This is a genomic window from Kitasatospora sp. NPDC093550, from assembly GCF_044764985.1.
Taxonomy (GTDB): domain Bacteria; phylum Actinomycetota; class Actinomycetes; order Streptomycetales; family Streptomycetaceae; genus Kitasatospora.
Genome location: NZ_JBIWJF010000004.1, coordinates 400,292 through 417,252, shown reverse-complemented (window position 1 = coordinate 417,252; position 16,961 = coordinate 400,292). Strand labels below are relative to the sequence as shown.

Annotated in this window: 18 protein-coding genes and 1 pseudogene; 11 read left to right on the top strand and 8 right to left on the bottom strand. The window is 73.0% G+C overall.

The features are described from left to right. Nucleotides 1-76 precede the first annotated feature (76 nt). From ACIRD3_RS09050 to ACIRD3_RS09035, 4 genes are all read left to right on the top strand, one after another. On the top strand, nucleotides 77-316 hold the full coding sequence (locus ACIRD3_RS09050) for a chaplin (RefSeq protein ID WP_402213446.1): 240 nt from the start codon (nucleotides 77-79) through the stop codon (nucleotides 314-316). 234 nt (nucleotides 317-550) lie between these two features. Next, the gene (locus tag ACIRD3_RS09045) at nucleotides 551-2,191 is read left to right on the top strand and encodes an AMP-binding protein (RefSeq protein WP_402213444.1); all 1,641 of its coding nucleotides are present in this window, start codon (nucleotides 551-553) and stop codon (nucleotides 2,189-2,191) included. Between the two features lie 160 nt (nucleotides 2,192-2,351). After that, nucleotides 2,352-2,795, top strand: a complete 444-nt coding sequence (locus ACIRD3_RS09040) for an SRPBCC family protein (RefSeq protein ID WP_402213442.1) — start codon at nucleotides 2,352-2,354, stop codon at nucleotides 2,793-2,795. Nucleotides 2,796-2,914: 119 nt separating this feature from the next. Further along, nucleotides 2,915-4,192, top strand: coding sequence for an APC family permease (locus ACIRD3_RS09035; protein WP_402213440.1), 1,278 nt, complete (start codon nucleotides 2,915-2,917; stop codon nucleotides 4,190-4,192). Between the two features lie 604 nt (nucleotides 4,193-4,796). Here ACIRD3_RS09035 and ACIRD3_RS09030 read toward each other — a convergent pair. Next, entirely contained in the window at nucleotides 4,797-5,168 is a 372-nt protein-coding gene (locus tag ACIRD3_RS09030) for a hypothetical protein (RefSeq protein ID WP_402213438.1), read from the bottom strand. A gap of 406 nt (nucleotides 5,169-5,574) precedes the next feature. Between ACIRD3_RS09030 and ACIRD3_RS09025 the strand changes: the two genes are divergently transcribed. The 3 genes from ACIRD3_RS09025 to ACIRD3_RS09015 all read left to right on the top strand — a co-directional run bounded on the left by ACIRD3_RS09025 (nucleotide 5,575) and on the right by ACIRD3_RS09015 (nucleotide 7,753). Beyond that, nucleotides 5,575-5,934, top strand: coding sequence for a hypothetical protein (locus tag ACIRD3_RS09025; protein ID WP_402213436.1), 360 nt, complete (start codon nucleotides 5,575-5,577; stop codon nucleotides 5,932-5,934). Between the two features lie 192 nt (nucleotides 5,935-6,126). Continuing rightward, nucleotides 6,127-6,813 carry a LuxR family transcriptional regulator gene (locus ACIRD3_RS09020; RefSeq protein WP_402213434.1) on the top strand — a complete coding sequence of 229 codons (687 nt, stop codon included), beginning with the start codon at nucleotides 6,127-6,129 and terminating at the stop codon, nucleotides 6,811-6,813. 184 nt (nucleotides 6,814-6,997) lie between these two features. Continuing rightward, nucleotides 6,998-7,753, top strand: a complete 756-nt coding sequence (locus ACIRD3_RS09015; RefSeq protein WP_402213432.1) for a hypothetical protein — start codon at nucleotides 6,998-7,000, stop codon at nucleotides 7,751-7,753. Between the two features lie 78 nt (nucleotides 7,754-7,831). Here ACIRD3_RS09015 and ACIRD3_RS09010 read toward each other — a convergent pair whose 3' ends face one another. From ACIRD3_RS09010 to ACIRD3_RS09000, 3 genes are all read right to left on the bottom strand, one after another. Further along, on the bottom strand, nucleotides 7,832-8,233 hold the full coding sequence (locus tag ACIRD3_RS09010; protein WP_402213430.1) for a YccF domain-containing protein: 402 nt from the start codon (nucleotides 8,231-8,233) through the stop codon (nucleotides 7,832-7,834). A 321-nt stretch (nucleotides 8,234-8,554) separates the two neighbouring features. Beyond that, the gene (locus ACIRD3_RS09005; protein WP_402213428.1) at nucleotides 8,555-9,061 is read right to left on the bottom strand and encodes a hypothetical protein; all 507 of its coding nucleotides are present in this window, start codon (nucleotides 9,059-9,061) and stop codon (nucleotides 8,555-8,557) included. A gap of 303 nt (nucleotides 9,062-9,364) precedes the next feature. Further along, nucleotides 9,365-9,781 (bottom strand): hypothetical protein, encoded by a 417-nt coding sequence (locus ACIRD3_RS09000; protein ID WP_402213426.1) that lies wholly within the window; start codon nucleotides 9,779-9,781, stop codon nucleotides 9,365-9,367. 488 nt (nucleotides 9,782-10,269) lie between these two features. Here ACIRD3_RS09000 and ACIRD3_RS08995 point away from each other — a divergent pair, with 488 nt between their 5' ends. The 3 genes from ACIRD3_RS08995 to ACIRD3_RS08985 all read left to right on the top strand — a co-directional run bounded on the left by ACIRD3_RS08995 (nucleotide 10,270) and on the right by ACIRD3_RS08985 (nucleotide 12,981). Further along, on the top strand, nucleotides 10,270-11,367 hold the full coding sequence (locus ACIRD3_RS08995) for a glutamate--cysteine ligase (protein WP_402213424.1): 1,098 nt from the start codon (nucleotides 10,270-10,272) through the stop codon (nucleotides 11,365-11,367). A gap of 325 nt (nucleotides 11,368-11,692) precedes the next feature. Further along, nucleotides 11,693-12,400 (top strand): hypothetical protein, encoded by a 708-nt coding sequence (locus tag ACIRD3_RS08990; protein ID WP_402213422.1) that lies wholly within the window; start codon nucleotides 11,693-11,695, stop codon nucleotides 12,398-12,400. A 317-nt stretch (nucleotides 12,401-12,717) separates the two neighbouring features. Beyond that, nucleotides 12,718-12,981, top strand: a complete 264-nt coding sequence (locus tag ACIRD3_RS08985; RefSeq protein ID WP_402213420.1) for a GlsB/YeaQ/YmgE family stress response membrane protein — start codon at nucleotides 12,718-12,720, stop codon at nucleotides 12,979-12,981. Nucleotides 12,982-13,177: 196 nt separating this feature from the next. Here the strand turns inward: ACIRD3_RS08985 and ACIRD3_RS08980 are convergent, their stop codons facing one another. Next, entirely contained in the window at nucleotides 13,178-13,399 is a 222-nt protein-coding gene (locus ACIRD3_RS08980; protein ID WP_402213418.1) for a DUF6458 family protein, read from the bottom strand. Nucleotides 13,400-13,751: 352 nt separating this feature from the next. Beyond that, nucleotides 13,752-14,564, bottom strand: a complete 813-nt coding sequence (locus tag ACIRD3_RS08975) for a ribonuclease BN (RefSeq protein WP_402213416.1) — start codon at nucleotides 14,562-14,564, stop codon at nucleotides 13,752-13,754. 220 nt (nucleotides 14,565-14,784) lie between these two features. Between ACIRD3_RS08975 and ACIRD3_RS08970 the strand changes: the two are divergent. Beyond that, nucleotides 14,785-15,200 (top strand): annotated as a pseudogene (locus tag ACIRD3_RS08970) (hemerythrin domain-containing protein). Between the two features lie 148 nt (nucleotides 15,201-15,348). On the opposite strand, the gene ACIRD3_RS08965 reads toward ACIRD3_RS08970, so the two are convergent. Next, nucleotides 15,349-15,711 (bottom strand): PRC-barrel domain-containing protein, encoded by a 363-nt coding sequence (locus ACIRD3_RS08965; protein ID WP_402213414.1) that lies wholly within the window; start codon nucleotides 15,709-15,711, stop codon nucleotides 15,349-15,351. A 380-nt stretch (nucleotides 15,712-16,091) separates the two neighbouring features. Next, nucleotides 16,092-16,829, bottom strand: a complete 738-nt coding sequence (locus ACIRD3_RS08960; RefSeq protein WP_402213412.1) for a hypothetical protein — start codon at nucleotides 16,827-16,829, stop codon at nucleotides 16,092-16,094. Nucleotides 16,830-16,961: the final 132 nt, after the last annotated feature.

Sequence of the window (16,961 nt, the reverse complement as noted above, 5' to 3'; positions counted from 1 at the left end):
GGCCTGCCGTCGAGTTCGATCGGTGCGAGTGTGATCGTCACACGGATGTTCGCCACCCTCACAAGGAGTGACGCAAATGCGTATTCGCACCACCCTCGCCGCCACCGCGCTCGCCGCCGTGGCCGTCCTGGCCGGTGCCGGCACGGCGGCCGCGGGCGACGCCACCGCCAACGGTGTCGCCTTCGGCTCGCCCGGTGTGCTGTCCGGCAACCAGATCCAGATCCCGATCAACATCGAGGCCAATGTCTGCGGCAACACGATCGGCATCATCTCGATCCTGAACCCGGCCATCGGCAACACCTGCATCAACGCGTGACGCCCGCACTGGGGCCGCCCGTCGAACCCGACGGGCGGCCCCAGTGCCGTGCCAGTGCCGTGCCAGTGCCGTGCCGGTGCCGTGTGGTGCGCGCCCCGTGCCAGTGCGCTGCGGGTGCGCGGGCCGTCCGCGGCCGGTGCGCGGTGACGGGCACCCCCGTTCGGGGGTGGCGGCGCGGCGCCGGGACCGGGACCATGGTCCCCGACCCGAACCGCCGCACCCAGGAGTCACCACGTGCCGACCACGCCGACCCCGCGCAGCTACGCCTCCGGCACCTCGGACGTCCCGCTGCTCGGCGACACCATCGGGGAGAACCTCGACCGCGCGGTGCGCGCCTTCCCCGACCGCGACGCCCTGGTCGACCGCCCCACCGCCCGCCGCTGGACGTACGCCGAGCTCGCCGCCGACGTCGACGCCCTGGCCCTCGGCCTGCTGGAGCTCGGCATCGCCAAGGGCGACCGGGTCGGCATCTGGGCGCCCAACTGCCCCGAGTGGACGCTCACCCAGTACGCCACGGCCAAGCTCGGCGCGATCCTGGTCACCGTCAACCCGGCCTACCGCGCCCACGAGCTGGAGTACGTGCTGAACCAGGCCGGGATCCGGCTGCTGGTCGCCGCCGAGCGGTTCAAGAGCTCCGACTACGCCGCGATGATCGAGGAAGTCCGGCCGCGATGCCCCGAGTTGGAGCGCGTCCTGCTCACCGGCGGCCCCGCCTGGGACGACGTGCTCGCCGCCGGCCGCCGGGCCGAACCGGCGCTGCTCGCGGAATTCGCGCGGCGCCAGGGCGAGTTGGCCCCCGACGACCCGATCAACATCCAGTACACCTCCGGCACCACCGGCTTCCCCAAGGGCGCGACCCTGTCGCACCACAACATCCTCAACAACGGGTACTTCGTCGGCGAGCTGCTCAACTACACCGAACAGGACCGGATCTGCATCCCGGTGCCCTTCTACCACTGCTTCGGCATGGTGATGGGCAACCTGGCGGCCACCTCGCACGGCGCCTGCATGGTCATCCCGGCCCCGTCCTTCGAACCCGGCGCCACCCTGGCCGCCGTCGCCGCCGAGCGCTGCACCTCGCTGTACGGCGTCCCGACCATGTTCATCGCCGAACTCGCCGACTCCGACTTCGAGCGCCACGACCTCGGCAGCCTGCGCACCGGCATCATGGCCGGCTCGCCCTGCCCGAGCGAGGTGATGAAGGAGGTCATCGGACGGATGGGCATGGCCGAGGTCTCCATCTGCTACGGCATGACCGAGACCTCGCCGGTCTCCACCCAGACCCGCGTCGACGACCCGGTCGAGCGCCGGGTCTCCACCGTCGGCCGGGTCGGCCCGCACCTGGAGGTCAAGGTCGTCGACCCCGCCACCGGCCGGACCGTCCCGCGCGGCGAACCGGGCGAGCTGTGCACCCGCGGCTACTCCGTCATGCTCGGCTACTGGAACGAGCCCGAGCGCACCGCCGAGGCCGTCGACACCGCCCGCTGGATGCACACCGGCGACCTCGCGGTGATGGACGAGGACGGCTACCTCGCCATCACCGGGCGGATCAAGGACATGGTGATCCGGGGCGGCGAGAACCTCTACCCGCGCGAGATCGAGGAGTTCCTGTACACCCACCCGGACGTCCTCGACGTCCAGGTCATCGGCGTCCCCGACCCGAAGTACGGCGAGGAGCTGATGGCCTGGATCCGGATGCGGGAGGGCGCCCGGCCGCTCACCGCCGAGGCCGTCCGGGAGTACTGCACCGGCCGGCTCGCCCACTTCAAGATCCCGCGCTACGTGCACGTGGTCGAGGAGTTCCCGATGACGGTCACCGGGAAGATCCGCAAGGTCGAGATGCGGGAGGCCGCGCTGGGGATCCTGGGGCTGTGACGCGGCCGGTTGCGCCGCCGGGGGCCCGGCGGGGGCCCGGCGGCGCAGCCGACCGTCCCGGTGACGCCGCCGGTCCCCGCACCCGCTGACCGGGGCACCCGACCCGCCGCCCGGGCGAGCCCCGCAAGCGGACCGGCACGCCCGGCGGGAGAGTGTGATCATGCCCCTCGACGTCACAGTGGAACGCCTGATCCCCCGCCCGCCCGCCACGGTCGCCGACTACGCCATGGACTGGCGCCACGACCACGAGTGGACCCAGGGAATCCGCCGCGCCACCCTCACCCGGGAGTCCGACAACGGCGGCTTCGGCCTGGGCGCCGAGGTCACCCGGACCGCCCACTTCCTCGGCCGCACCTTCGACTACGTGCTGCGGGTCGCGGGGTACGACCCGCCGACGGTGCTCGACATGGTCTCCGTCGCCGGGCCGATGGACATGCACGTCACCTACACCTTCGAGCCCACCCAGGCCGGCACCTTCGCCCGCATCCGCGTCCGCGGCGGCTCCTCCGGCCTCCAGCGGCTCACCGCGCCGCTGATGTCCCGCCAGGTCCGCACCTCCCTGGCGAAGGACCTCCGCACCCTCGAAGCCCGCCTCACCGGCTGACCGGGCCCCGCTGGCTCCGCCCCTCCCGGGCCGCTCCGTCGTCCGCCGTCCTCCCGGTGTTCGCCTCGCTCCGGTAGGGTGCGCCGTCGTCCAGGCCCGGCAGGGAGAGGTGCAGGTCAATGAGTGGGTCCGTGTCGGGGGCGGGGTCGGGGTCGGCGCCGGGGGAGCTGCGGCGGCACCTGGGTGTGTTCGACGCCGTGGTGATCGGGCTGGGGTCGATGGTCGGGGCCGGCGTGTTCGCCGCGCTGGCGCCCGCGGCGGCGGCCGCCGGGTCCGGCCTGCTGATCGGGTTGGCGCTGGCGGGGCTGGTGGCGTACTGCAACGCGACGTCCTCCGCCCGGCTCGCCGCCCGCTACCCGCAGTCCGGTGGCACCTACGTCTACGGCCGGGAGCGGCTCGGCGAGTTCTGGGGCTACCTCGCCGGGTGGGGCTTCGTCATCGGCAAGACCGCCTCCTGCGCGGCGATGGCGCTCACCGTCGGCTCCTACCTCTGGCCGGCCCGGACGCACGCCGTCGCCGTCGCCGCGGTGGTGGCGCTGACCGCCGTCGACTACGTCGGCGTGCAGAAGGCCGCCTGGCTGACCAGGGCGATCGTCGCGATCGTGCTGGCGGTGCTCGCCGCCGTCGTCGTCACCTGTCTGACCAGCGGCGATGCGGAGCCCAGCCACTGGACGGCCGGTGCGGACGCCGGTTGGCACGGGGTGCTGCAGGCGGCCGGCCTGCTGTTCTTCGCCTTCGCCGGGTACGCCCGCATCGCCACCCTCGGGGAGGAGGTCCGCGACCCGCAGCGGACGATCCCCCGGGCGATCCCGCTCGCGCTCGGCATCACCCTGGTCGTCTACGCCGCCGTAGCGCTCGCCGTGCTGGCCGTCCTCGGGCCCGACCGCCTCGCCCACACCGGAGCGCCGCTGGCCGACGCCGTCCGGGCCGCCGGGGTGCCGGGTCTGGCACCGGTGGTGCGCGCCGGGGCGGCCGTCGCCGCCCTCGGCTCCCTGCTCGCGCTGATCCTCGGAGTCTCCCGCACCACCCTGGCGATGGCCCGCGACCACCACCTGCCGCACCGGCTCGCCGCCGTCCACCCCCGTTTCGGCGTCCCGCACCGCGCCGAGCTGGCGGTCGGCGCGGTGGTCGCCGTCGTCGCGGCCGTCGGCGACGTGCGCGGCGCGATCGGCTTCTCCTCCTTCGGCGTGCTCGCCTACTACGCCGTGGCCAACGCCTCGGCCTGGACCCTGACACCCGCCGAGGGCCGCCCGCCGAGGCCCGTACCGGTCATCGGGGCGATCGGCTGCCTCGTCCTGGCCTTCGCCCTCCCGGCCTCGTCCGTCCTGCCGGGCGCCGCGGTCCTCGCCCTCGGCGCCGCCGTGTACGGGGTCCGCCGGGCGACGGCGCGTTCCTGAGCCCACACCCTCGTACGCGCTCGTACGGGGGCTGACCTCGCGCGACTGCCGGGCGTTGCCGTCGCTGCGCGGAAGCGCCGAGCGACGAGGCGCCGACGCCGCGGCGCCGATGCCGCGGCCGCCGGGTGCGTCGTCAGTGGCGCGAGCGACCGTCCGTCCCCGTCCGGTCCGGGTGAATGCGCACGTCGCAGCGGGGTGACGGCCGACCGCGACCGGCGCACGATGTCCGTACGCCCGGCGCGGGTTCGCGGCCCGGCCGGTCGGCGGCTGACCGGGGTGCTCGGTTGGTGGCGCGGCCCGCCGGCCAGGAGCGGGCCTCCTCGACGAGAGCGCCCGTCCCGACGAACTCCGTTCGCCCGCACGCGGGTTGGCGGCATCGTACGGCCTGCCCCGCGGGCGGACGCCCTGCCGTCGCTGCGCCGGACCCGCGCGGTCGTCGTCGAGGACCTCGGTCTCGACCCGGGCCCTGTCCCCGCCGACCTCGAACGGGCCCTCCTGAACGGGTGGTTCGACGTCCCGCGGGAGGCCGAGCCGGAGCGCACCGGCCTCGAACCGGCCGCCCGCGCTCGGCCCGAGCAGCCCGAGAGGCCTGAGCGGCGGCCCGTCAGCAGCCTCCGTCGAAGGCGCTGTCGGCGGTGACCAGGTAGCCGGCGCGGCGCATCAGCGTCACGGCGGCCCGGGTGCGGGCCACCCCGTCCCGGGCCGGATCCGTCAGCGCGTACAGCCGGTGGTGGCCCGGAACCTCGCCGAAGCCGAGACGCCGCAGCATCCAGCGGGTGTTGGCGCCGCCGGTGCGGTCGGCAGCCACGATGCCGTGCTCGGGATGGCGGCCGAAGGTGGCGTCGGCAGCCCCCGCCCGGCGGCCCGCCGTCGTCGGCCGGGCGGGGGCGGCACCGGGTGCCGCGGCCTGCACCGGCCCCGTGGTGAAGAGCGTCCCGCCGTCCGCCGGGACGGCCCTGACCGTCGCCACCGTCATCGGCCGGAGGGCGCCGGGGCCCCGGGCTTCCCGCCCGGCAGGAGGCCGTTCGCGGCGCCGGCGAGGACCGCGGCGCGTTCGTGGTCACGGGGTGGGGCCGCTGCGACGAGGGTGGTCACCCGCGACTCCCGGCGGAGGATCCGGTGGATCCTCGCCGTCTCGCGGGTGTGGGGGCGGGGTTCGGCCCGGGCCGGATCGATCGGTGTCACGTCGAACAGTCTCCGGCGGGCACTTGCAGCGGACTTGCGGGTCGCGGTCGCCCCGGGTCTGCTCGGCCGTCGAGGGTCTCCGGGGCAGCGACCGGTGGCCCGAGGGACACCGCGCGCCCCGGCCCGGTGACGGGACCGACCCGTGCGCGGTTACCTCACGGGGTCAGACGATCCGACCACCCTTCCGGGAGACCTCGATGAGCCCGAACGGAACGATGGCGCGCCGCCTCGCCACTGCCGCAGCCCTGGGCGCCGCCTCCCTCGCGGCCGCCCTCGCCCCGGCCGGTGCGGCCCAGGCCGCGACGCCGGGGCAGTTCACCCTCTGCTCCGACGGCTACTACTCCTCCTACGCGGAGTTCCCCGACCGGCACTTCGCCACCACGATCGTGAACCCGGGCACCTGCGCCACGATCGGCGTCAGCGGCCGCAGCAAGGACCTCGTCGTCCTCCACCAGGCCAACGGCGCCGTCATCGGCGGCTTCTCCTTCGACGACGCGACCGGCACCGGCGTCTCGACCACCGGGAACGCCTGGTCGGCGGGCTACTACCGGTGGTGACCGCCCGTCACAGCCGGGTCCCAGACCGCCGGTGAATCCCCGTCACCGGCGCACCGCGCCGCGCACCCTCCGGGTCTCCCCTCCCCGGGTGGTGCGCGGCGCGCCTCGCAACCCACGTGCAAGTTCCCGCCAAGAGGGCCCGCTTAGCGTCATCGGCCTCCGAACCGTCGAGGACAGGCGAGCCCGAACCCCATGAACACCATCACGACCCTGAGGACCCCGAGCGCCCCGAGCGGCGTCGGCGTGATCCGGACGACCTCCGTCGCGGTGCTCGCGAGCGACCCGATCACCGGCGAGGGGACGAGCCTCGGGCTGCGCCGCCACCCCGGCCTCCGGCTGCTCCAGGACGACGAGTTCCCGCTCGCGGACGTCGCACTGCTGCTCACCACCGCGGTCACCGAGGAGACCATGACCCGGCTGGAGGAGTTCGCGGCCCGGTCCGACAACCCCGGCCTGGGCGTCGTCCTGGTCACCGAGAGCATCCGCGAGCACCAGGTGCTGCGCGCGGTGGAGCTCGGTCTGCGCAGTGTGCTCTGGCGCCAGCAGTGCGACTTCGACAAGGTGCTGGAGGCGGTACGCCGGGTGGCCGTCGGCGGCACCGACCTGCCCCCGGCTGTCCAGGGCTGGCTGGTGGACGGCTTCCGCTCGGTCCAGCGCGACGTGCTGGGCCCGCGCGGTCTGACCGCGGCGGGGCTGGAAACCCGGGAGGTCGCCGTGCTGCGGCTGCTGGCCGAAGGCCTCGACACCGCCGACATCGCCCGGGAGCTGAGCTACTCCGAACGGACCATCAAGAACATCGTCAGCGGCATGATGACCCGGTTCGGCTTCCGCAACCGGACCCACGCCGTGGTGCACGCGATCCGGTCGGGCGTGTTCTGAGCCGGTCGGGCGTCCGAGCCGGGCTGGCGCGCCCCCGGCCCGGCCCGCGGGAGCGCCCCGAACGGCCAGGACGGACGCTCAGCGGGGTGCTGCCGAGTGACCCGCCCGGAACCTCCCCCGTGCGGGCACGCCCGCCCACACCCGCCGCACCGCCCGCAGCGGCGGTGCGTCTAGGCTGGCGGCCATGATCGAGCTCCCCGGCTTCGCCGTCCTGCTGGCCCGTCTGCTGGACCACCGGGGCCTGGCGCCCGCCGACCTGGCCCGGCGGGCGGAAGCCGCCGAGCCCGAGGTGGCTGCGGTCCTCGCCGGCGCCGCGCCCGAGCCCGCGCTGCTGCGCCGGCTCGCGCCCGCCCTCGGCCTGGACGCCGCCGACCTCTTCGAGCTCGCCGACCTCCCGCTGCCGGAGGACCTCGCCCCGGCCGGTGGCATGGCCACCACCTCGATCACCGGTCTGCTGCGGCTCGTCCTCGCCCTGCCGCCCGCGTCCCGGGCCGCACTCCGCGCCGGCGTCGCCGAGCTGCCGTCCGTCCGGCACCGCGGGCGGATCGAGGGCCTGCCCGCCGCCCTGCCCGACCGGCGCACACCGGGGAACCTGCTGATGCGGATGGTCGCCACCCGCAACCTCGGCTGGAACGGCACGGCGAAGGTCGTCCAGCTGCTGACCGGCCGTTCCCGGATGGCCACCGCCTACGGCCGGATCGCCTCCGGCGAGGCCGAGTTGACCCCGGACCTGGTCGCCGACCTCGCCACCGTGCTGGCCCTGCCCGCGGCGGACCTCGCCGCGGTCCTCGGCCTCCCGCTGCCGGATGACGCCCCGGCCGCCGCTGCGCCGGACGAGGCCGTCACCGACGCCGCCCTGCTGCTGCGGGACCTCCGTCGGCTGGGCGTCGAGCAGTTGCGCGAGGCCGAGGACCTGGCCCGGGCCCTCCCGCCGGCCTGAGCGCCCGAGGACTCGGCCGTGCCGATCGCGTAGCCGTCACCGAAAGCCGTCCTGCTGTCGCCCGCGGTGACGGGCCCGCTACCGGGCGCCCCACTCCTCGTCGGTGGGGACGATCTCGCGGCCGAGCGGCATCAGCGAGATCGGGATCATCTTGAGGTTCGCCCAGCCGAAGGGGATCCCGATGATCGACAGGAACAGCGGAATGCTGGTGATCAGGTGCCCGAGCGCCAGCCACCACCCGGCGAAGATGAACCAGATCACGTTGCCGACGAAGGACGCCGCTCCGGCGTCCGGCCGCTCCACCGCCGTCCGCCCGAACGGCCACAGGATGAATCCGGCGATGCGGAATGACGCAATTCCGAAGGGAATCGTAATGATGAGTACGCAGCAGATGATTCCGGCGAGCACGTAGGCAAGTGCCATCCAAATGCCGCAGAAAATCAGCCAGATGATATTGAGGATGAATTTCACTGCACTCATGCTTGGTACCTTCTCACGGCTGATGGTGTTCCACTACGCCCGTGCCATGCCCGCTGGCGGGCGTGTCTACGCCCTGGGGTTGTTCCTCGGGCCGCGTTCGGATCTGCCGTGGTCGTTGAGCGCGGTGTGGGCGGTTCCGGGGGAGTCGGTATCCGTCGGACGGATGAGCAGCGGGCGCTGGTGGTGTGCTGCCGTCGGTGGGGTGGGCCCGTGGCCAAGGACTCCCGGCTTCGTCGACGGTCCCCGACGGCCGGCCCCGTACGTCACTGCACGCCCGACCACTCGCAGCCGTTCGCCGGTCGGCACACGGCCGCAGGGCGGTCAGCGGTCGAGGTCGATCGTGAAGCGCCTCGTGCCCGGAGCGATCGTGTCGGCGTGGATCGTGCCACGGGCCCGGTCGAAGTTCCCGGTGCCGCCGGTGATCGCGTTGTCGAATGACGGGGGAGGCCCCGGGTTGAGGAAGCCGAAGACGAACCCTTGGGCGGTGAGCTGGTCGCCGTGGAGGGTGTAGGTCACGTTGCAGTCCTCCGCTCCGCCGTTCTCGACCCTGGTGGTGGTGCAGGTGCCGCCGGTCTCGCCGACCTGGTTGCCGTCCTGGTCGAAGAGCACCGAGCGGAAGACGGTCCGGTCGCCCTGGGCCGGAGCGCCGCCGGGGTTGACGGGGAAGAACGTCTGCTGCGCGAGATGGCCGATGACCGTGATGACCCGGTCCCGGGCCTGGGGGGCGGGCGATTCGGTGTTCGTCGCGGCGGTCGCGACCGGGGCGCAGGCGAGGAAGGCGGTCAGCGCGGCGGCCGTGCCGAGACAGGCCGTTCTGATGGGACGCATCGTGTGGCTCCTGAGGTCGTTGTCCATGAGGGATCAGGCGTCCCATTCATAACCTCGGCCCCACGACCTCCTCGATCGGCCACGAACAGCCCGGCAGCAGATTCGCCCGTTCGGCCCCTGGCAGGCGGGGCCGGTTTTTGCGAGCCGATGATGTGTGGTGGTCGATCGCCGATTTCGAGGCCGGACCGGGACCTTGGTGGAGCCGGCCGACTCCCAGCCCCGACCGGCGCCGACACCTTGATGACCCGCTTCAGCGGAGTTTGACGGGTCTCACCGGGTCTCACCGATCGACCGCTGCTGAATCTAGTCCGCAGTGCAGCCCCAGTAGGCGATCTCGGCCGGTTCGCCATCTCGGTACAGCACCGTGCACCGGCCGATTCCTCGGCCGACAGCGTTCAGGAGTTCCGGGAGCGCGGCCTCCCACTGTTCGCGCGTCGGCCGGCCGCTGGGAGCCCAGCTTCGGACTTCGCTCGCGGTCAGTGGGCGCATCATGGCGAAATCGTCGCCCTCGGCGTCGATCAGCGCGTAGAAGTCGAGCACCGTGCCGGTGCCTCCCGTCAGGATGTACTCCTGCCACTCCTCGTCCCGCCACAGCTCACTGATGCTCTGCCCCGGAAAACCGTGATCGTCCTTCGCCAGCTCCTGCGCCTGAGCCTGACGGAATGCCGCTCCCAGATCCTCCTGGTAGGGCCCGGTCTCCGCCCATCCACTGCCACCCACGCAAAACCCTCCCTGGTCACCCGTCCTGGCCGCACCGCACGCTAGCGGTCGCCGCTGACAGGCCGACCCGTTCGACGACCCTGGGTGATCAGGACCGGCCGGTCGCCGGCGCAGGAAAACGCACCGGACCGCAGCCCGAACCGGGCGTGGTGCCGCCCGAGCCGGGTAGCCGCCCTCACAGGCGGGGGCCGACGAGGAGAGAGCCGAGACCATGTCCGCCATCACCACAGCCACCGAGCCGCTGCCGCCGGCGCCGCGCCCGCCCAGACGCCCACCGCGCCGACCGGCACCCCTGCTGCCTGACCTGCCTCCTGCCCCGTTCTGTGACACCGAGCTCGTCGGCGCGGGCATCGGCCGACGGCCGGCCACCCCGGTCTGACAGCCCGACCGGCGCTTCGCCCGCCCCCGCCCCAGCGCTGCGCACCACGGCCGGCCACCGGACAGTGCTGCGGCCGCATGGGCGTCCCGCGCGCGGGTACCTGCCCGGCATGCTGACTCTCGGCATAGAGGAGGAATACCTCCTCCTGGACCCCGCCACCGGCCTCCCGATGGCGCGCGCCGCCCAGGTACGGCGTGCCGCGCGCCTCCAACCCGCCCTCGAGCGCGGCGAGGTCCAGCACGAACTCCTCCAGGCGCAGCTGGAAGTCGCCACCCCCGTCTGCCGGGGACTGGAGGAAGCCGGCGGGCACCTGCTGCGGATGCGGCTGGCCCTGGGGGAGGCCGCCCGGGAGGAGGGCTGCCGGCTGGCGGCGTGCGGGGCTGCCCCGTTCGCCGAGCGTCTGCCGGTCCCGGTGACCGACACCGCCCGCTACCGTGCCATGCACGCCGATGCCCGACGGCTCACCGACGAGCAGCTGATCTGCGGTATGCACGTCCACCTCGGGATTCCCGACCGTGCGGCCGGTGTCACGGTGATGAACGGCTTGCGGGGCTGGCTGCCCCTGTTGGTCGCGCTGGCGGCCAATTCGCCGCTGTGGCAGAACACCGACAGCGGGTTCGCCAGCTGGCGCACGATCGTCTTCGGCCGCTGGCCCGTCAGCGGACCGCCGCCACGGTTCGACGGCCCGCAGGACTACGGCCTGCGCACCGCCGCCCTGGTCGAGAGCGGGCTGATCCGCGACATCGGACAGGTCTACTGGCACATCCGCCTCTCCGAGCGCTTCCCCACCGTCGAAGTCCGCGCCATGGACGTCCAGCTGCGGCCCGACGAAGCGGTGATGCTCGCCGGCATCGCGCGGGCCCTGGCCACCCGGTCCCTCACCGACGCCCGAGCCGGGCACGAGCCCCCGCCGGTCCATGGCGAACTCCTCGCGGCCGCGGTGTGGCACAGCGCGCGCCACGGCACCACGAGCACCGTGTTCGACCCCCTCTCCGGCCGCCTGGTCCCTACCGCCGAAGCCGCCGCCGCCCTGCTCGACCACATCGGCCCGGTGATCGACCGCACCGGGGACCGGCGCCACCTCACCCCCGTCCTGGAACACCTCCTGAAGGAGGGCAACGGTGCCGCACGTCAGCGGCGCCGGCTGCACACCGAGGGCCGTACCGGCCTCGTGGCGATGGTCACCGACCAGACCACCGGCCACTGACAGACCACCGACCACTGACGGCCACTGACCGGCCGCCTCCGCGAAGAGGGTGGTCTGTGGTCCCGGATGCGTTCGCGGGTGCCGTGGGCCCCGCCGCCGTCCACGAGTCGGGTCGCCGCCCTCAGCGGCCTCGGGTGCTGTCGGCCGACGGTTGACCGGCTGTTCGGTGAGGAACCTGAGGTCGCCCGGCGTTCTCGGTGCCACGGGCAGGAGCGAGCGGCGGGTGATGGCCGGATGGACCGTGGGCATTCCCAATGGAAGGATCATCCCTGTCTGTTCGCGGACGCACCTGCCAGTCACGCACACGCACACTTCCGGGGGGAAGATGACGACGCGCACCAACCCACTGTCCGCTGCCACGGCCCTGGCCGGGGCCGCGGTACTCCTGCTCGCCGGATGCAGCAGCAAGGAGGTGCCCGCCCTGAGGTTCGGCTCCGCGCAGCCGTCGGGCGACCGGCTCACCGCGCAGCCGCCCTCGGGCCGCTCGCTGGCCCTGGCCCAATGGCCGCACGGCTGCGAGGTGCTGAGCGACGCCGAGATCAAGGCCATCCTTCCGCAGGCCGACGGCATCAAGCGACAGCCGGTCAAGGTCACCGTCATCAACTTCAACCCGCTGTCCCAGGCGGACCCGGGCACCACGGGCGATGTGCCCGAGGGCGGCTGCAAGTTCAGCTTCGGCCTGCCCGACACGTACGAGAGCACCAGCAACAGCAGCATCAAGCTCACCTTCACCGCTGTCGCCGATCCCGCGCTCATCGCGAAGGCCTACGCCGACGACCTGGCCCGCGCCCGTGACGACGCGACCAAGTACCACAAGGAGTTCGAGGACCTCGGCACGTCACTGGGCCCGCAGGGCTGCTACGCCGACGACCTCGCCCGGGGCAACCTGACCTGCCACCAGGGACCGTACGAGTTCGAGGTGAGCGGCACCTCGACGGCCCACGGTGTGGGGGAGTACCCGAAGGCGGACCGCAACTGGAGCGACAACGTGCTGCGCCAGGTCGTCCGCACCCTCAGCGCGCGCATGGCGTGATGGCGGCGGTCGATCGGCCTCCTCGGTGGCCGATCGCCGCCGTGGTCGCGAGGACCGGGGGCTCCGGCAAGGCCAAGCGGATCCGCAACAGCTGCGAGGTGACCATCGCGCCCTGCACCATGAGCGGCGCCGTCCCCGCGGCCACCTGACACCGCGTTCGGCCGCCGTAGCAAGGGCAGTAGGCCCCGGCCGTCCGGATCCGCCTTCGGCCTTTGGACGCTCGGGCAGGAGGTTTGCGATTCGGCGGCGGGAGCAGAAGGGGCGGCAGGAGTGAACGGACATCACCAATCGGATCCTTTGAAAGGCGGCACCCACCCATGGGCATCATCGCGTGGATTCTGATCGGCCTGCTCGCGGGAGCCATCGCCAAGGCCATCATGCCCGGGCGTGACCCGGGCGGCGTCCTGGTCACCATGCTGATCGGCATCGTCGGCGGCCTGCTGGGCGGCTGGCTCGGTAAGGTCATCTTCGGTGTGCACTCGATCAACGGGTTCTTCCACCTGTCGACCTGGATCGCCGCGATCGTCGGCTCGCTGATCATCCTGACCGTCTACCGCCTCGTGGCGGGCCGCCGTTCCTAGCCGCCCTGTCCGAACATCGTGCGCCGTCGGGTGCACGCCGTCGGGTGCAGGCCCCTGGACGTGCACCCGACGGCGCAGCCGAGGTGCGGTGTTCTGCACCCAGACCACCTCGTCCTCACGAATCCGGTGCGAACCCGGACGGGAGGCGGCGGTCGGCCGACTTCCCACTCCTCACCGTCGGTCCGGCTAGGGCGGCCTACTCGTAGTAGCGGCGCTCTTCGACCACTTCGTCGGCGTCCACTCTGCGACCCACGCGCCGGCGCCGGAACACGTTGACGTAAGTGATCATTCCCAACAGGCCGGCGGCCATGAGGATCCAGCCGACCATGTGGACGTTGACGCCCTTCAGATGCCAGTCCGTCGCGAAGACCATGATGGCGCCGACGGCGAACAACCCGATGCAGCCACCGATACCCATGCTGTCCCACTCCTCGTCAGTCGGCTTGTCCCCCGACTGCCCCGGATCCGCGATCGGATGCCGCCGGCGACGAAACTCCCCGGAAGACGGAAGACGGAAGACGGAAGACGGAAGACGGAAGACGGAAGACGGCGGGTCCGGCCTCCAGGCCGCCGGGGTGGAGGACGAGTTCGTCGCCGGGCGCACAGGTCGAGCGTCGAAGCCTCCTAGCGAGGAATGCCGGTGGCTCCGAGCAGGATGCCCGCCGGGGTCGGCAGGTGGCGGGCCCGCCGTGGAGCAGGAACAGCGAGTTCCTCGCGGAGGTGGCGCAGCATCCTGAGCGCGGACAGGGCCTGCTGCACGGCGGGCTCTGCTACTCGGCACCTCCGGGCCCGGGCGCGGACGGCCCTGCCTGGGGCGCGGACGGTCTGATCACGACCCGGCCGAGCAGCGCCCCGCCGTAGATGGTGTAGCCGACCCCGACCAGCCAGGACTGCACCACCAGGACGGTGCCGACCGTGCCGTAGGACACCGCGTTGGCCACCAGCAGTGGCGCCAGCACGAGGTAGGAGAAGAACCAGAGCCCCACGAGAGCCACCACCGTGGCGACCGCGCCCGGCAGCAGCAACCTGCGCTCGACGCGGGAAGCGAGCAACAGGTGCTGCAACCACCAGAACAGCAGGACTCCCCCGGCCAGGGTGACCGCGATCCGCAGTCCCGGCTGCAGCACCGTGGACTGCCCCAGCTGCCCGCTCCACTCGGCCGCGAGGATGTAACCCAGCAGGCCCGCGAGGCCGACGGCCTGTCGGGCGGCGCTGTGCCACGGACCCCGGGGAAGGTCCCAGATCCGCTCGAACACACCCTGCACCGAGGCCATCAACGACACTCCGAACACCGCCACCGCCACCACACCGCCCACGGTGGTCGTGCTCAGGGTCCGGCCCCGGCTGCTGAACAAGTCCCGGACGGCCCGTTCGCCCTCGGCCCGCAGACCCATCCCGTCGGTGATCCACTGCGCGAGCCCGCTGCCACGGCTTGCCGACGCCGCCGCGATCACCACGAGCAGCGGCATCAACGTCACCAGGAACAAGGCCCCGAACGCCATCGACCGCTCCAGAACCTGCAACTCCCGCCCGCGCCGCCACACCTCGGCCACCCGCACCGTGACCCACCGCACCCCGCTCACCCCGCCACCCCCTCCCTCCTGGACTCCACCGGCCCCCGGCGGGCCCGAAGCTACCGGGGCCGCGCCCCCAAACGGTGTCGGGACACTCCGGGTGGACGGCAAGGCCCCTGCTGCCCGGGGAAGGCCGTCCGCTCGGCCGTCCGCTCGGCCGTCCGCTCGGCAACGCACCGGGACGGGCGCGCCGACGCGCCCGCATACGGTCCGGAATGCGGGATATGAGGTGGAGGAGCTGTTCGCCCGGGTCCAGGCGCTGCCCGCGGGCGACGAGCGGCGCCGCGAGGTCGCGGACCGGTTCACCATCGAGCTGGTGCGCCACTCGGTGGCCGAGGAGCAGTACCTGTACCCCGCCGTACAGGAACACGTGCCCGGCGGCGCGGAACTCGCGGACAAGGAGATCGCGGACTCGTCTCGGAGGTTTCGGCGCACGTCCGTGACGAGGAACAGAACCTCTTCCCGGCCCTGGCCAAGGCCTGCTCGGCCGAGCGGCCGAACGAACTGGGCGACCAGGTCCGGCGGGCGAAGAAGCTCGCGCCCACCCGTCCCCACCCGGACGCACCCGACAACAAGCTGCTCGCCGCCGGTACGGGCCTGGTCGACCGCGCCCGCGACCTCGTGACCGGCCGCGGCACGTCCTGACCTGGGGCCCCCGTCGTGGGCCGGCCCGCCGTTGCTCACGGCGGGCCGGCCCACGACGGCGTTCCGGCGCCGGTCGGTCCCGCCCCGCCGTCCACGCGCCGGCGCCGGACGGCCCCCGGAGGAACCGCCCGGCGCGCCGGCGGCCCGGTCAGAGGAAGGGACCGACGTAGAAGGGGCCGTAGTAGGCGTCGTAGCCCGCCTGGTAGTCGGCGTCGCTGCCGTGGGTGGGGTCGAACGCGGGGCCGTTCTTGATCTCGTCCTTCGTGCGGTCGACGTACACCTTCTTCTCGTGCTGGTCGACCCTGGCCACGGTGCCCGCCGGCAGCAGGACCCGGGTGCCGAAGATCCACGGGCCGGTGTCGACCACGAGGTGGGAGGCGCCGACCTCCTCGGAGTGCTTGTCGACCTTGCCGACGGGGCCGTCGGTGGCTTCGACGTGGAAGCCGACCAGGTCGGTGCCCGAGACGTGGCCGGATTCGGAACGGAACTCCCAGATCCTGCTGGCGCTCATGTCTCTCCTCGCGTCACGGCGCCGCCCGTGCGGCGCGCTCCGTGGCGCCCGCCTTCCCGCGCTCCCCGGTTCCATGCCCGCGGCGCGCTCCCACGAGCGGGCCCGGCGGCGCCGGAACGCACGCGCGGCCGGGGCGTCGTCGAGCAGGGCGAGCATGCGCGTGCGGCGGTCGCGGTAGGGCGGGTCTCGTAGGTCGGTGGTCCGTGGCGGGAACACGGGTGAGCGGGGCCGGCCCGAACCGGTCGACGTTCCCACCTGCCGCAGTACGGCTCCGGCTCGACCAGACGGCGCCGACGGCACACGGCCGAGGCCGTCGTCCCCGGTATCACCGTGGCCGCCGACCCGAACCGGCGGGCCGCCGCCTGGAGCAGTATGCCGTGCTACTTGTCGAGGACACCGACCGCGTGGGCGATGACGAGCAGGGACGTGATGAGCGCGGCGATGCTCTCGACGGACATCAGGGCCTTGGCCCGGGTGGACAGCGGCATGGTGTCGGTGGGGCTGAACGCGGTGGAGTTGGTGACCGAGACGTACAGGTAGTCCATCAGGGTGGGCACCCAGTCGCTGGTGCGGGACGAGCCGTCGGCGACCTCCTCGACAGCGTCGTCGTTCTCGTCCTGGGAGAACCGGAAGTCCGCGAGCGGTAGTTCGGAGCGCTCGGCCTGGGTGCGCACCACCGGGCCGCCGCGGTCGAGCTCCCAGAACGCGAGGCCGAAGACGATGATGCCGGTGGCCCAGACCTGGAGCGCGGCCAGCAGCAGGGGGCCGCCCTCCTGGGCCCTGCTGGTGACCATGGCGTGCACCAGCAGGCCGAGCGAGACGAGGTTGCTGATGCCGATGAGGGCGACCAGGGTCAGCGACACGATCCGGGAGAAGCGGTTCTGCCGGGTCATGCGACGCGGGTTGACTGCGATCAGCGAGACCAGCAGCAGGAGTTCCAGGCCGGGCAGGACGAAGCGAGGGACGAACAGCAGCTGCTCCGGCAGGACGAGGTAGAGCAGGATCGCCGCCAGGGTCGCGAGCACGGCGGGAAGCCGGGCCTCGCCGCGGCGCTCGTGGCGCGGGAAGCGTCCGCGCGCCTTCGCCCGGTGGTCGGGCGTCTTCCTGCCTGAGTCCATGAATCGTCTCCGTGTACGGCGCGGCTGTCACCAGCGGCTTCCCCGCCACGCAGAGTCCACTCCTCACGTCGCTCGGCGCCGATGGGGGTGGCGGCCGGCCGGTTCAGGCGGCCGGCTGGTCGAGGGCCGGTG